General features: G+C 48.0%; 12 protein-coding genes. 4 read left to right on the top strand and 8 right to left on the bottom strand.

Going from position 1 to position 14188, the window contains the following annotated elements:
• The first annotated feature begins 148 nt into the window (after positions 1-148).
• Positions 149-1468 carry an ATP-binding protein gene (locus OCU49_RS05060; RefSeq protein WP_261843895.1) on the top strand — a complete coding sequence of 440 codons (1320 nt, stop codon included), beginning with the start codon at positions 149-151 and terminating at the stop codon, positions 1466-1468.
• The gene (locus OCU49_RS05055; protein WP_446680419.1) at positions 1465-2004 is read left to right on the top strand and encodes a response regulator transcription factor; all 540 of its coding nucleotides are present in this window, start codon (positions 1465-1467) and stop codon (positions 2002-2004) included. The genes OCU49_RS05060 and OCU49_RS05055 overlap by 4 nt, the downstream gene beginning before the upstream one ends.
• A gap of 69 nt (positions 2005-2073) precedes the next feature.
• Here the strand turns inward: OCU49_RS05055 and OCU49_RS05050 are convergent, their stop codons facing one another.
• Genes OCU49_RS05050 through OCU49_RS05035 form a run of 4 tightly spaced genes read right to left on the bottom strand, consistent with a single transcriptional unit; the run spans position 2074 to position 5808 of the window.
• Complete coding sequence (locus OCU49_RS05050) at positions 2074-2742, bottom strand: energy-coupling factor ABC transporter permease (protein WP_261843894.1); 669 nt, start codon at positions 2740-2742, stop codon at positions 2074-2076.
• Positions 2743-2757: 15 nt separating this feature from the next.
• Positions 2758-3210, bottom strand: coding sequence for a ribosomal protein S18-alanine N-acetyltransferase (rimI, locus tag OCU49_RS05045; protein WP_261843893.1), 453 nt, complete (start codon positions 3208-3210; stop codon positions 2758-2760).
• 21 nt (positions 3211-3231) lie between these two features.
• Positions 3232-4230, bottom strand: a complete 999-nt coding sequence (locus tag OCU49_RS05040) for a uracil-DNA glycosylase family protein (RefSeq protein WP_261843892.1) — start codon at positions 4228-4230, stop codon at positions 3232-3234.
• 36 nt (positions 4231-4266) lie between these two features.
• Entirely contained in the window at positions 4267-5808 is a 1542-nt protein-coding gene (locus tag OCU49_RS05035; protein ID WP_261843891.1) for a 2-isopropylmalate synthase, read from the bottom strand.
• 263 nt (positions 5809-6071) lie between these two features.
• On the opposite strand from OCU49_RS05035, the gene OCU49_RS05030 reads away from it, so the two are divergent.
• A complete protein-coding gene (locus OCU49_RS05030) occupies positions 6072-7208 on the top strand; it encodes a MalY/PatB family protein (RefSeq protein ID WP_261843890.1) in 1137 nt (378 codons plus the stop codon).
• A 25-nt stretch (positions 7209-7233) separates the two neighbouring features.
• Here the strand turns inward: OCU49_RS05030 and epmA are convergent, their stop codons facing one another.
• Both epmA and efp read right to left on the bottom strand, forming a co-directional pair.
• On the bottom strand, positions 7234-8211 hold the full coding sequence (epmA, locus tag OCU49_RS05025) for an EF-P lysine aminoacylase EpmA (RefSeq protein WP_336605368.1): 978 nt from the start codon (positions 8209-8211) through the stop codon (positions 7234-7236).
• 171 nt (positions 8212-8382) lie between these two features.
• Complete coding sequence (gene efp / locus OCU49_RS05020; RefSeq protein ID WP_261843889.1) at positions 8383-8946, bottom strand: elongation factor P; 564 nt, start codon at positions 8944-8946, stop codon at positions 8383-8385.
• Positions 8947-9113: 167 nt separating this feature from the next.
• Here efp and epmB point away from each other — a divergent pair, with 167 nt between their 5' ends.
• Complete coding sequence (gene epmB, locus OCU49_RS05015; RefSeq protein WP_261843888.1) at positions 9114-10166, top strand: EF-P beta-lysylation protein EpmB; 1053 nt, start codon at positions 9114-9116, stop codon at positions 10164-10166.
• Here epmB and OCU49_RS05010 read toward each other — a convergent pair.
• Entirely contained in the window at positions 10154-13507 is a 3354-nt protein-coding gene (locus tag OCU49_RS05010; RefSeq protein WP_261843887.1) for an EAL domain-containing protein, read from the bottom strand. The two genes, epmB and OCU49_RS05010, sit on opposite strands and share 13 nt — an antisense overlap.
• A 306-nt stretch (positions 13508-13813) precedes the next feature.
• On the bottom strand, positions 13814-14134 hold the full coding sequence (locus OCU49_RS05005) for a DUF1820 family protein (protein WP_261843886.1): 321 nt from the start codon (positions 14132-14134) through the stop codon (positions 13814-13816).
• Positions 14135-14188 lie beyond the last annotated feature (54 nt).

The following is a 14188-nucleotide window of genomic DNA, read 5'->3' as shown; positions in this document are numbered from 1 at the left end:
TAAGCATGCAGCCCTGGCAGGTAAACTTGGGTAAAGTCAGTGTAAAGTTAAGTAAAGTTACTGCGACAAAGCGCCGCAATCATTTACCAGCGGCTTCGGGTATAATCCGACTTTCAACAGTCCCGTTAACTATCACACCCTGACTGCCATGCCCCACTTCAGCGATTCGCGACATCATTTGCTGCAGCTCAGCTATATTCGTACTGTGACAATAATTGCTCAGGCCTGCCTGCTGTTTTATGCAGTTGAAGGGCTCGGAATAGTTATTCACATGTGGATGGCGATCGGCGCTTTACTGGCAATGACTATGCTGAATCTCTTAACCCTGTACAGGTTAAGAGCCAACCTGCCACTCACTCAACTGGAATTTCTATTTCAGCTCATCGCCGATATTTTCTTTTACGTTTGTCTGCTCTACCAGCTTGGCGGCACCGGTAATCCGTTTTCATCCTTACTGCTGATTTCCCTTATTATCAGCGCTATGACCCTGCCACGTAATTACACCTGGCTAATCGCTATGCTGGTAACCAGCAGTTTTACCTTTCTGCTGTTCTATCATATTCCGCTACGGCCTCCGCTTACCGGTCACCAGCTGCCAATCATCAGTTATTTTGACTTATACACCACAGGCATCTGGCTAAACTTTATTCTGACCGCCCTGCTGATTACCTATTTCATCGTTAATATCAGTGAAAATCTGCGGCGCAAAGAACATGGATTTAACCGGGTAAAAGATCGTCTTACCCATGATCAGCAATTGCTGTCTCTGGCAACTATGGCCGCCGGCACCGCTCATGAAATGGGTACGCCTCTGGCGACTATGCGGGTACTGCTCAAGGAAATCTCACTGGATTATCCACAGGATCAGGCCCTGCAGGACGACCTGAATATCCTGAGCCAGCAGGTAGATAATTGCACCGGGCATCTTCAGCAACTGGCAATATCAGTCAAAGAAGAACAGCAACAAACCTTGTTATTACCGGCAGATAAATTTCTCAATGACCTGCTCGAACGCTGGTCAGTGCTGCGACCAACTGCACGCTACCTCAAGCCAGTAGTCACCCAACAACCACAGCCTTTGATTGCCAGTTCAATACCATTACAGCAGGCCATCATTAATCTGCTAAACAATGCCGCCGATGCTGATAAAGTTACTCAGGCGCTGGAATTACGCCTGGAAAACGATGCTCAGAAAATTCGCATAAATATACGTGATCACGGCCAGGGGATTCCGCTGGATCAGGCCGAAGACATAGGTAAGCCTTTTGTCACGACTAAGGGCAGTGGCCTGGGTATTGGTCTGTTTCTGACCGCATCAACCCTGACCATATACGGCGGTGAAGTACGCCTTTACAATCACCCACAAGGTGGCACTCTTACAGAAGTATCCCTACCGATAGCCTCGTCTGTTAATACTAGTTCCAGCTCTAACGACAACACCCACGCCAGAAAAGGACATTCATCTTGAGCAATTCTCCAATGACATTTTTGATTGTTGACGATGATGAAACCTTTACTCACGTATTGTCCCGGGCACTGAAACGTCGTGGATTTGAAACACTGGTAGCAAACAGTGCTGAACAGGCAAAGCAACTTATAGACCGGCAAGTACCTGATTACGCAACCTTAGACCTGAAAATGGATGGTGCGTCAGGAATCACTCTGATACCCAATCTCACCAAGTTAAATCCCGCCATAAAGATTCTTGTTCTGACCGGCTATGCGAGTATTTCTACTGCCGTAGAAGCTATAAAACTGGGTGCCAAAGACTATCTGACAAAACCTGCAGATGCGGATGAAATTCTGGCCAAACTGGAGCACAGCGAACCGGACCCTCACATCGACATTGCTGAAAAACCGATGTCTGTAGGCCGTCTGGAATGGGAACATATTCAGAAAGTACTGGCCGAACATGAAGGCAATATTTCAGCCACCGCCCGTGCATTGGGAATGCACCGGCGAACGCTGCAACGCAAGTTGCTTAAGCGGCCGGTAAAGGAATAATTTACTGGGTATTAAGTTACAAACCTTTACTTAATAAACCTCTGTTAGCCAGCTGCCACTCAGCAATACTTATTGCTCATCGATGTATGCTTTCGCATCAAAGGTGCGAATCCAGTCCGGATGAAACACCATCATAGCGGTCATGATAATACCGTTAAGCAAACCTTCCGGGAACATAATCAACGGCAGGTACTGGATGTATTCATTATGAATCTTCTCCAGGCTGTATACGTCATTTATCCACAGCATAAATGCCATACTCAAGCCACCACTGATACTAGCCAGACCGGCACCGATAAAAGCACACAAAAACAGATATACAAAGAAATTCTTTGCCAGCTTAGCTTCCACAAAACGTAAAATACCAATACTGACTAAAGCTGGAATAACAATGGTACAAAAACCGTTTACACCAAAGCTCTGCCAGTTCTCCTGCCCAACTACCGTTAGCCCCAGTAAGGCCATACTTGCCGCCAGAATTGCCAGATCCCAGCCGAACATCAGCGTCAGAACAGTAATACCGACAAAATGAATTGCTAACCCGGGAGAAATACCCGCGCGCAGTTGCCAGAGCAACATCAGCGCGACTGCCGCACCCAGAAATAAATGCTGTAACTGGCGGTTATTAAATAAGGTTTTCCAGGGAGCACGATATACAGCAAACAACAGGAAAAACACATAACCCGCCTGTGCCAGCCAAAACCATGGACCACTTAACAGGTCCGGTGTCAGGCTCATGAATAACTCTCCTTTTTACGCAGCATCTATCTTATGCCGCATCAGTAAAGCATCCTGCCGGCCTTCGGGTGTTATATAGTAGTTTTTCCGACAGCCATCCTGCCGATACAGATGCTTCTTATACAGTGTAACCGCTGCTGAATTAGTCGCATTGACCTCCAGCAAAATATCCGTAACACCTTGATGCTGTAATTGCTGATGCGCCGTGCTCAATAACTGACTGGCAATACCTTTACCACGACAGCTTGCAGAAACGGCAATCTGTAAGAGCTCGGCTTCTGTCTCAAAGGTTGAAAAAATCGCAAAGCCCTGCAAGTCCTCATCGGCCAGCATCCCCAGACAGAGATTCTGCGGATTATTCAGATACAGATTAAGAGTGGCTGCAGACCAGCAGGGCTGAAAACATGCCTGTTCCAGCGCTTCCAGAGCGGCAAAGTCGGCTTGCGCCAGAGGAATTACGCGTGACATGCAAAGATTCCTTAGGAGAGACTAGCTCTCGTCAGTCTCTGTTGGAGCCGCTGACTGAATATGTTGAAGCAAAGGCTGCAAATCACGCCAGACATCTTTCTTACAGCCAGGTACTGTCATCATTTCTGACAAACTTGAACTGGCCAGAACTTTTACATCGGAACGCAGGCTAAATAATATGCCCCGCAATTGCTCTAAAGGCTCTGAGCGCTGAATAATCATTTGCGCCGCAGCTTCACCAAGCAGTAACACCTGATTAACCGGCCGGCCGGCCAGACTCTTATTAAGCTTATGCGTGACTGCTTTACGCGCCTGCGTAGCCCCCTGATCAAGGGTCTTACTGGCAAACATTGGCCATGGCAGCAGGAAAACGTCGCCCTGCCCGCCCTGTAAGCCAACCGAACGCAGTATTTTTTCTAACAGGCTCTGATGCTGTAAAGATAATCCCTGACGGGACTGAGGTGGTAATGTGTCGACCACCAGACAATCACCAAAAGAAACAAATGCCAGTTTAAACGGCGCTTGCAGATCGTTACTTACATCTGTATCTGCATCTTCAGCAATTTCTGGTGCTGCAATATTAGTCGCATCAAAGGCTTTATTCAGGGCTGGAGGAGTAACAGCTGTAGCAGGTGTCGTCTTATCCACAACCTGCTGAACTGCCTGCTCCACTGAAGGCTCAGCTAAACTGCTCTCATTCTGAACAGATGCCGTGACAGGCGCCGCTTTCGCTGCAGGTTTCTCTGCTGGCTTGTCACCAAGACTGGCAGCCAAAGCAGCACGGGCTTGCTGTGCTGCCTGCTGATTCTGTTGTGAATTGTGCGACCGTGACGCTGTAGCTCCTGATTGCTGAGTTGCAGTCTGTTGCGACTGAGCCACCATAGGTTGCATATCATCCGGTAACGAACAATACTCCCACACCCAGTCAGGTGTGGGTAATGCCCCCGGTAACTGCTCACGGGGCAACCAACTGACAATGCCCATGGCATCCAGATACTGGTGTCTTAGTTGTTGCTCCATGAAGCCTTCCTGCTCAGTCAGTGTGAATACCCGGTATTATACCTGTGGATGAGCTTTCTGGTCAGTGGTTTCCAGCATATTCAGTGCATGAATATAGGCTTTAGCCGACGCAATAATGATATCGGTGTCCGCGCCCAAACCGTTCACAATCCGGCCACCTTTTTCCAGCCGTACAGTTACCTCGCCCTGAGAGTCGGTACCACTGGTAATTGCATTCACCGAATACAGTTCCAGCGCAGCCTGCGAATCGACCATCGCTTCGATCGCTTTAAACGCGGCATCAACCGGGCCACTGCCAGAAGCTTCAGCCTGCTGTTCGCTGTCGTCGACACCAATTGTCACTGACGCCACCGGTACTTCACCGGTTTGAGACATTACTGACAAGCTGCTTAGCTTATATTTTTCGTACTGATTAGCAGTTTGCGTGTCACTCACCAATGCCTGTAAATCTTCATCAAAGATTTCATGCTTCTTATCCGCCAGAATCTTAAACCGGGAAAACGCATCATTCAGTTCAGCATCAGTGGCAAATACGGTACCAAGCTCTTCCAGACGGGCACGAAAAGCATTCCGGCCTGAATGCTTACCCAGTACCATTTTATTAGTTTTCCAACCGACACTTTCGGCGGTCATGATCTCGTAGGTTTCCGGATGCTTGAGCATACCGTCCTGGTGAATACCGGACTCATGCGCAAAAGCATTGGCACCCACGATTGCTTTATTCGGCTGAACCGGGAAGCCTGTAACACCTGACACCAGTCGGGAAGCAGGTACGATTTGTGTTGCATCAATCGCTGTGTGTAAGCCCAGAATATCCTGACGGGTACGCAACGCCATGACGATTTCTTCCAGCGATGCATTACCTGCCCGCTCGCCCAGACCGTTGATAGTACATTCAACCTGACGTGCACCAGCAGACACAGCTGCCAGAGAATTGGCTACAGCCAGACCTAAGTCGTTATGGCAATGAACCGAGAAAATAGCTTTGTCGGCGTTCGGAATATTCTCAATCAAACGGGCAATCGTATTGCCAAACTCATTTGGTACAGCGTAACCAACGGTATCCGGAATATTAATTGTCCGGGCACCTGCATCGATCACCTGCTCAATAATCCGGCACATGAAATCGAACTCAGAACGGCTGGCGTCTTCCAGTGAGAACTCAACATCATCAACTAAATTACGGGCACGCTTCACCGCGTGCACCGCCTGTTCAACAACCTGCGATGGCTCCATCTGCAGTTTGTATTCCATGTGAATGGGTGAAGTGGCAATAAAAGTATGGATACGCCCTGAATTAGCATTTTTAAGTGCTTCACCGGCACGATCGATATCTTTATCCAGTGCACGGGACAGAGAGCAGATGGTGCTGTCTTTAATGGTATTTGCGATGGTCTGTACCGCGGTGAAATCACCGGGGCTGGCAATCGCAAAACCGGCTTCAATTACATCAACACGCATTTTTTCAAGTTGCTTAGCGATGCGCAGTTTTTCCTCACCGGTCATCGACGCGCCGGGGCTTTGCTCACCGTCGCGTAATGTTGTATCAAAAATAATAACCTGATTATTGGCAGACATGGTTTTGGCTCCAGGTACTGATGGCTGTTGTCCCATTTGGAGAGGTCGCTCTGCAGGCTACTGAACTGGCTGGTGTAAGCAGTTGCCTGATGTATAGTAAAGCTGATCTGAAAAGGAACCCGTTACTGCAGTAGCAGGCTAAAACCGGCCACTGTCATGATTCAGTCTAATATAACTCTACAGGGTGTATTTGCAAGGTAAGTCCCCATCAGCAGATCAGGTTAGATCAGCCACCGTTACTGGGATCAGGAGTAAATTTACGCGTGAATAAAAACCAATTCGATCAACCGGTAGACCGCCGCGAAACATCCAGTATGAAGTGGGAACGCTACAAAGACCGTGACATCCTGCCAATGTGGGTGGCCGATACAGATTTCACCACCGCTCCGGTCATTACTCAGGCACTTCAGGAACGGGTCGCGCACGGTGTTTTTGGCTATACAAAACGGCCGGCTGAACTTAACACTGTTGTAAAACAGCGATTACAACATCTTTACCAGTGGCAGGTTGAAGAAGACTGGATGGTCTGGCTGCCCGGATTAGTCAGTGGCTTACACCTGAGCTGCAGAACGGTAACTTCACCTGTTACATTAACAGCTACCCCTATTTATCCACCTTTCCGTTCTGCACCGGTTTTATCCGGCGGACAAAACCTGAGCATTCCGATGACCCAGCAGGAAGGACGCTGGCTAATTGATTTCACGGCACTTGAATCAGCTATTAATTCTGACACCCGATTACTGCTTTTCTGTAATCCACAAAACCCGGGAGGCACTGTTTACCGGAGGGCAGAACTGGAACAGCTGGCAGACACTTGCGAACGGCATGATTTACTGGTCTGCTCGGACGAAATCCATTGCGATATGATTCTTGATCCAGGCGTTGAACATATTCCACTGGCTTCACTAAATCCTGAAATAGCCGCACGCTGCATCACTCTGATGGCCCCCAGTAAAACATTTAATATTGCCGGGCTTGGCTGTTCGGTGGCTATCATTGCCGATCAGGCATTACGCAGTCGCTTTCGCAAAGTCCGCCAAGGCGTTGTTCCTGACGTAAACCTGCTGGGATACACCGCTGCGCTAGCCGCATACAGAGATGGTGATGAATGGCATCAACAGCAATTAAGTTATTTACGCGCCAACAGAGATTTTCTGCTGCAGGAAATAAACCTGATCCCAGGCCTGAAACTGGCACATTTTGAAGCCACTTATCTGGCCTGGATTGATATCAGTGACGCCAGACTGGAACACCCTGTGGCATTCTTCGAAGCAGCAGGTGTCGGCATGTCTGCAGGACGTGACTTTGGCGATGCTAACTTCATGCGGCTTAATTTCGGCTGCCCACGCAGCACGTTGGAAGAAGCTGTAATCCGTATGAGAAAAGCTTTGGCAAACTGATCTGGAATACATTTACTTCCAGAGATCAGGCCCTCGGGAAAGGAAAAGCAATGACATCTGCAATGTCATTTGCACCTATCGCCTGCATAATCAGACGATCAATGCCCACAGCCACTCCGGCACAACTGGGCATTCCCTGTTCCAGTGCGGCTACTAACAAATCATCAGTCGGGCGCTGTGGAAGGTTTTCTGCACCTCGCTGACGGTTATCTTCAGAAAAACGACGCGCCTGTTCTGCTGCATCGGTCAGTTCGTGATAACCGTTTGCCAGCTCCACACCCTGCACAAATAATTCAAAACGCTCAGCAACTGCTCTGCCCTGAACATCCTGTGAAACCTTCGCCAGCGCCGCCTGGCTGGCAGGGTAATCGTACACAAACACCGCGCCTTCATCTGCCAGTTGCGGCTCAATCACATGAGACATTAGCAGATTAAGCCAGTTATCCCGGTTGTTGTCCTGAAAGTCACTATCGATATGTTCAGCGGCAATCGCCTGCAATTCAGCAATGCTGGCCGTATGCGGATCTATTCCTAAATATGTATCAAAGACCTGTGCATAACTGTATTGATTCGATTCAGCGATACCCAGCAAAGGGAGCAGCAACTCTGCCACTTCATTCATTAACTGACGATGATCAAAACCCGGACGGTACCACTCCAGCATACTGAATTCAGGATTATGCCGACGGCCTACTTCACCATTACGAAACGCCTTACTGATCTGATAAATGGCGCCACTGCCACTGGCTAGCAGCCGCTTCATGGCATACTCCGGTGAGCTTTGCAGATACTTAGTTTCTACTTCACCGCCAACTAATGGCTGATACCGGCATTCAATGGTATCAATATAAGGGTCACTGACAGCGGCATTCGACATTACCGGCGTATCTACCTCAAGGATATTTCTACTGGCAAAAAATGCCCGGATGGAAGCAATTATTTCAGCACGGCGACGCAAATTGGCCATCGAAGCTGTACTGTTCCAAAGCATATTTTGAGACACGGGAATATTCCTGACATAAAACGATTCGGTATTTGACGAAGTGCCATAACTACAAAGCTTACTACAGCCAGCCATCTATATAGCTCAACTGCACGGATAAAGCTTACACTGGCTAAACCCGGGACATAAAAAATGGCAGCCCAAGCTGCCATCTTTCAAATTACCCTGCTGTTATGCGCGGGATACGTACTCACCGGTACGGGTATCGATCTTCAGCATTTCACCGCGCTCGATGAACAGCGGTACACGTACAACGGCACCAGACTGCAGAGTCGCAGGCTTAGAACCGCCCTGAGCAGTATCACCTTTCAGGCCTGGATCTGTTTCAACAACTTCCAGTTCAACAAAGTTAGGCGGCGTAACAGAAATAGGGTTGCCGTTAAACAGTGTTACCTGACAAGCATCCTGTTCTTTCAGCCACAGGTGCGCATCTCCGATTGCTGTTTTATCAGCAGCAACCTGCTCGTAGCTCTTAGGATCCATGAAGTGCCACATTTCACCATCGCTGTACAGATACTCCATATCCGTATCCATAACATCAGCGCCTTCAACACTTTCACCAGACTTAAAGGTACGTTCCCAGGTACGGCCAGACATCAGGTTCTTCATCTTAACACGGGTAAAAGCCTGGCCTTTACCTGGTTTTACGAACTCAACATCGACCATTGAACAAGGGTCGCCGTCGAGCATGACCTTCAGACCATTTTTAAACTGGTTAGTAGAATAGTTTGCCATAATTGTCTCGATACCTTAGGAAATATGCTTAATCTGAGCTGTTAAGAAATCTGCGTGTACCAGGGATAAACCTTGTGCAGTATTGTCAGCTTATACAAAATTGACAGCCATTCTACTTGAAAGGAGAATGCGAGCCAATTTTCCATGCGAATTAAAGTAACCCTGTGATGAAACCTCTGAATCTGGTCGAACTCAAGCCCGCAACTGCGACAGAAGATACCTGGCAACAACTGTTAAGTCAGGCTATTACTGATCCTGCAGAGCTGATCCGCGCACTGAATTTACCAGATGAAATGATCCCGGCAGCACGTCAGGCAAATAAAGACTTTTCTCTGCGGGTACCGGCTCCATATTTACAACGTATCAACCCCGGAGACCTGAATGATCCTCTGCTACGGCAGGTACTTCCTGTTGCAGAAGAGACAGAAGTCGTTCCCGGTTACATCACCGATCCACTGGCGGAAGCCGACAGTAATCCACATGACGGGTTGATTCACAAATACAAAGGCAGAGTACTGGTGATTCTCACCGGTGCCTGTGCAATCAACTGCCGTTACTGTTTCCGTCGTCACTTCCCTTATGAAGACAACCGCCTGGGACCGGACCAGTGGCAACAGGTAATCGATTACATCGCTGGCGACAACAGCATTAAAGAAGTGATCTTTTCCGGTGGCGACCCACTGGCGACCAATGATAAACGTCTCGACAAACTCATCAGCAGTTTAGAAGCCATTCATCATTTACAGCGGTTACGCATCCATTCCCGGTTACCCGTTGTTATTCCACAGCGAATTACACCTGAACTGACACAACGTCTGGCAGACAGCCGTCTGAAAACCGTTATGGTTTTGCATATTAACCATGCGAATGAAATAGATGCTGAAGTTGCAGCTGCGGTAACGCAGCTAAAGCAAGCTGATGTAACTGTACTGAACCAGGCTGTTCTGTTACGCGACGTAAACGATTCGGTTGAAGCGTTGGAAAATCTTAGCGAAGATTTATTTGCAGCCGGAATTTTACCTTATTACCTGTTTACTTTTGACCCGGTGGCAGGCGCCGCACATTTTGATATTGCTGATGCTCAGGCACAGGCACTGATGAGTCAGTTACAGAGTCGGTTACCTGGTTATCTGGTACCTAAGCTTGCCCGGGAAATTCCTGGCAGAGCATCAAAAACTTTATTGCCGGTAAGCAGCACCAAGACCACTCAGACTGAGTGATCGGTTACTTCAAGTGCACGGTTTTTCTGCTGCTCGGTGAGCAGTTCATCCAGAGGCTTCGGTCTGCCCAGACCGTAGCCCTGACCATAATCAATGCCTATTTCCCGCAGCAGCTCAACAATCGCGTCATTTTCGACAAACTCAGCAACCGTCTGCATGCCCATCACGTGGCCAATTTCATTAATTGATTTGACCATCGCCAGATCAAGCTTATTCTCGACGATCTCTTTAACGAAAATCCCATCAATTTTTAAAGTATCTACCGGCAAATTTTTCAGGTAAGCAAATGAAGATAAGCCACTGCCAAAGTCGTCCAGAGAGAACTGACATCCAAAGGCTTTCAGAGCGTTAATGAAGTCTCTGGCATCAGCCAGGTTTGCGATTGCAGATGTTTCAGTAATCTCAAACTTCAGAGTCGACGCTGGAATACTTGAGGCTTCCAAACGCTGTAAAATAGCTTCCTGAATGGTGTTATCACCCAGCGACCCACCTGACAGATTAATTGCACAGCGGCCAATAGTACGGGAAAACTCCCGGGCATTTTGCTCCAGCCAGTCTAACGTATGCTCTACAACCCAACGATCAACCCGGCTACTAAGATGATAACGTTCAACCGCTGGCAGAAAAGCACCTGGTGGTACTAAATTGCCATCTTTATCCCGCAAACGCAGCAGTACTTCCATATCAGGCTTCAGGCTTGAGTCCTGCAACGGCAAAATTATCTGCCCGAATAATACAAAACGGTCTTCATCCAGCGCTGCGTTTATCTCAGATACCCACTGCATTTCACCTTCACGCTTCAGCAACATAGCGTCATCCTGCTGATACAGGTGAATCCGGTTACGGCCATTTTCTTTCGCGGTATAACAAGCAGAATCGGCTTGCTTCATCAGCTCAATCTTATTCACGCTGTGCTTATCAATTTCTACCACACCGATACTCACACCTACGCTGAAAATCTGGCTCTCCCAACTGAACTTGAACGATGCGATCTTCTCTCGCAGGTCATTGGCAACCTTCTCTGCCTGTTGCAGATTACACTTACGCATCAGGATACCAAACTCATCTCCTCCTAAGCGCGCCAGAGTATCGCCGCTGCGAATCCGCTCCTGCAGCATATGCGCCAGCTGTCGCAGTAATTCATCCCCGGCTATATGCCCACAAGTGTCATTAACTACCTTAAACTGATCCAGATCCAGGAAGCAAAACACATGCTGCTCACCGGTAACCTGACTATGTTCAAGGGTTTTCTCTAACAGCAGTTCGAATGCCCGGCGGTTCACCAAATCAGTTAGCTGATCATGACTAGCCTGATAATTCAGTTGTTCAGAAATTTCCCGGGCTTCAGTAATATCCTGATGAATAGACACATAGTGAGTCACATGATCTTCTTCGTCATAAATAGGCGCGATATGAACATTCGCCCAGTAAGCCTGACCATTCTTCCGCAAATTCAGTAACTCACCCTGCCATTCCCGGGTGCTCTTCAACATCACCCAAATACTGGCATAAGACGTTTCCTGACCCTGATCGTAATGCAGCATATTAATCGGCTGCCCGACCACCTCTTCTTCAGAGAACCCTGTTACTTCCAGTACTTTCGGGCTGGCGTACTCGACGATGCCATCCAAACGGGAAATCACCACCATGTAAGGACTGTACTCAACCGCTTTGGAAAGCTTCCGCAAGGCAAGTTCAGCTGAACGGCGTTCTTCTATTTCATGCTGCAAATTAGCGGTTTTTTCGTTCACCAACTCGCCAACTCTGACAGTACGGCCTGTCAGGGTCAGCAACCAACCGCAAATAAGCGAAGCAAACAACATGCCTGCCGACAGGATCAGCCAGCTGGAAGAAACGCCGTCTTTGTATAGGGTTTCATTAGCAGCCAGATATTCAAACTCCCATTGCCGGCCACCCAGCAAAAATAAGCGTTTTATACGTCGCTGATCATCCGGATCCATAATACTTTCAGCAAAACGCGGCGAACGATAAAGCTCCTTTGGTACTTCATCGGTTACATCTGAAATCCGGACATAAATCTGACGGGACAGTCCAGAATTTGGACCAAGTAAATGACTGGTAATAAAATCCTCTGCCCGATATACCATCGCCACAAAGCCAAGATGATTATCCCAGATATGCTCTTTGCCTTTCTGGCTCATCGACAGATACACAACCAGCCCGGCCTGCTGACCTGACTCCTGTATCAAACGAATCGGGGCGGTCGCACCAATGCTGTTGTAGAGAAAAGCATAATCCTGAGCATCTTTAGCCATCGGATTAGAAGAAACATCATATCCATAGGCACGTTCATTACCGATCAGCGGCTGAACATATTTAACCGGATAATAAACTGGCTTTTCAGACGCCCGTTCAACTTTATCGCCATTGAAAACCTTAATATCTCCCGGCCCGTCATTGGCATTTTCAAAGGATATACGATTAAAGCTGGCCACCCGAGGAATCCACTCAAGTGCCTGGATGCCTTTGCTCTGATCAAGCAGCCCTTGCCCAAAAGTGGCAAATTCATCTTTCGATACATAGCCCCCACTTTCCAGAAAAGAGCGGGTCATATTCAACAGCTGGAAACTCTCCTGAAAGGCACCTACCAACTGTAAATGTAAAGTTCCGGCCTGACGGGTAAACAACTGATTCCGCTCATCTTCTTCCCGCTCGCCGGTATAAACAAACAATAAACCAATCACCAGTAACAGGCCCAACATGGGAATCCCCACACTTACCCGACGATTAAAATGCCCCACAGGGCTTATTTTTATTAACGACAGCAGTAATGGAGTGACTATCATCGCGCCTATACTGTCACCCAGCCACCAGGTCAGCCATACGGCACCCAGTTCAGCTATTGGTATTGTTTTGAACAAAGCAAAGCAGACAACAGCAGTCGAACAGGCAATCAGTGAACTCAGGGGGCCGACTATCAGTAAAAAACGCAGAATCGAGCGGTCGTCTATAAGCGGATCATCCGGTCCTACATGACGGTTCACTAAACGCACAGCAATTACCGCCTGAAGCATCACCCCAAGGCTAATAGTCCCGCCTAAAATAAACTTAAGGTAAGTAGGTGTGTCAGGCGATCCCTGAAACCAGAAGTACAACTGGTGCGCGAGCATTCCGGCAAACAGGCTGGGTAACGCAGATTTACCCATTAGCATGAGAATAACGATAGCCAGGCCAGCCGGCGGCCAGATTATAGACGGCTCACCGGGAGGCGCCGTCAGCAGCACAGTTAACTGCGCCAGCATAAAATAGGCAGCCGCAGGCATCAGATATACCTGCAGGTAAGCAATTATACTGGGACGACTGTTATCTGGAGTATTCAATCCTTTCCCCGCCCGAAGCGTACATCTGCACCGGTTTTGTCCTTTGAGAATAAGAACTCTCAACAAACCGTCCTACTGCAAAATGTACCTGAAATTAGTCGGTCAGCTGTGAGCAGACGCTGGCCTTTCTATAGCCCATTATTAGCGTTGCACAGCCGCTTCAACCATCATAGCTAATGGACAAGACGCGCTCAACGCGGGACTACCCATCACGACAGATTAATTTAAACAGCCGTTACAGTCGATGCTATAAGGCCTGATAAATTGCTTCAGATCAGACTAGAGAATATAAGCTAAGTCGTTAATTTACTTATTTTTTGGCGGCATCATTGGAAAGGCAGAAACATTGCCGCCACGGGCCGGCGTAATTTTAGCCACACCATTATGTTTTACTTCATCAATTCGAATGATTGACTGCATAGGTATATAGCTGCGTTCAACATCTTCAAATTGCTGTTTCAGCTTTTCTTCCGAGGGATCAACAACCATTTGAGTCTGACTGCCAAAGACAAACTCTTCCACTTCCAGAAAGCCCCACAAATCACTTTGATAAAGATGTTTGGCATAGACCTCGTAGACTTCATCCTGATTGAGAAATTTAATCCGGTAAATCGCGTCTTTTTCCATTATTTAACTCTGCCAGCCCGTTACCGGACAGTTACTACAGGAAGATCAAAAGTT

It is taken from the genome of Aliamphritea ceti (assembly GCF_024347215.1).
Taxonomy (GTDB): Bacteria; Pseudomonadota; Gammaproteobacteria; order Pseudomonadales; family Balneatricaceae; genus Amphritea; species Amphritea ceti.
Note: the sequence above shows the minus strand (reverse complement) of the source record. Positions and strands in the feature narration are given on the sequence as shown.

Bases quoted from the DNA above. Each gene is read 5' to 3' on its own strand.
- OCU49_RS05060 (WP_261843895.1), top strand. From the start codon at position 149: ATGCCCCACTTCAGCGATTCGCGACATCATTTGCTGCAGCTCAGCTAT.
- OCU49_RS05050 (WP_261843894.1), bottom strand. From the start codon at position 2,742: ATGAGCCTGACACCGGACCTGTTAAGTGGTCCATGGTTTTGGCTGGCA.
- rimI (WP_261843893.1), bottom strand. From the start codon at position 3,210: ATGTCACGCGTAATTCCTCTGGCGCAAGCCGACTTTGCCGCTCTGGAA.
- OCU49_RS05040 (WP_261843892.1), bottom strand. From the start codon at position 4,230: ATGGAGCAACAACTAAGACACCAGTATCTGGATGCCATGGGCATTGTC.
- OCU49_RS05035 (WP_261843891.1), bottom strand. From the start codon at position 5,808: ATGTCTGCCAATAATCAGGTTATTATTTTTGATACAACATTACGCGAC.
- efp (WP_261843889.1), bottom strand. From the start codon at position 8,946: ATGGCAAACTATTCTACTAACCAGTTTAAAAATGGTCTGAAGGTCATG.
- epmB (WP_261843888.1), top strand. From the start codon at position 9,114: ATGAAACCTCTGAATCTGGTCGAACTCAAGCCCGCAACTGCGACAGAA.
- OCU49_RS05005 (WP_261843886.1), bottom strand. From the start codon at position 14,134: ATGGAAAAAGACGCGATTTACCGGATTAAATTTCTCAATCAGGATGAA.